The organism is Alcanivorax sp. HI0044 (assembly GCF_001634945.1).
On the sequence record NZ_LWEZ01000712.1, the window covers coordinates 1 to 883 of the forward strand.

Sequence of the window (883 nt, forward strand, 5' to 3'; positions counted from 1 at the left end):
TTGTTCGTGCAGCCTCATCCGGTCAACGAAGGGCTCGGATACCGTTCAAGTTTTGAGAGAAATGCTGGCGGGACCTATCTACATCACAGGCTCAGGGCCTCAGGTCGAATACGGGTTGCCCGCCAGCAGTGGCGGAAGGGTAGCAAATCCTTCCGCCGGAGAGACACAAGGTCGGATTAGTCTTAAAGACGTAATCCGACACTCGCCCCATGGGACAGCGGCGACATTGAATGTCGGCTTACGGCCTTCGGCCTCTCTGTGCCCTCGGGTAAAGTCGACCTACAAAAGAGCGAAATGCGAGGTGTGTGGGTGGCAAGGAAACGACCGGCGCTCAGCTTCACCTCGCGTTGCCCCCCCAGGCGCGATCATCACGGCCATGGAGAGACCTATGCGCCCAATATTGTTGATAGTGAGCCTGATTATGCTCAACGCCTGCCAAACCACACCGACTGCACCAATTGAGGTGGCGGATCCGTTCGACCTGGATCGCTTTATGGGCCAGTGGTATGTGATCGCCAATATCCCCACCTTTCCCGAAAAAGGCGCCCATAATGCCACCGAGACCTATCGACGGGCCGGCCCCAATGAAATTGCGACCACCTTCACCTTCCGCAAGGATGGCGCGGACGGTGAACTGAAAACCCTGACGCCCACCGGCTTTGTTAGCGACGAGAACCCGGCAATCTGGGGAATGCGGTTTCTCTGGCCGTTCAAGGCGGATTTCCGGGTGCTGTATGTAAGCCCGGATTACCAGACCACCATCGTGGGGCGGCAGAAACGGGACTACCTGTGGATCATGGCGCGCAGCCCGGAGCTGCATGCCAAGACCTACGAACACCTGCTGGGCATCGACCGAGAACGCGGTTACTCGCTGGACAAACTA

1 protein-coding gene is annotated in these 883 nt (G+C 57.9%); it reads left to right on the forward strand.

From position 1 onward, the window contains the following. Positions 1-388: 388 nt before the first annotated feature. Positions 389-883: lipocalin family protein (locus tag A3730_RS08595; protein WP_063537923.1), on the forward strand; the 495-nt coding region annotated here is incomplete at its 3' end.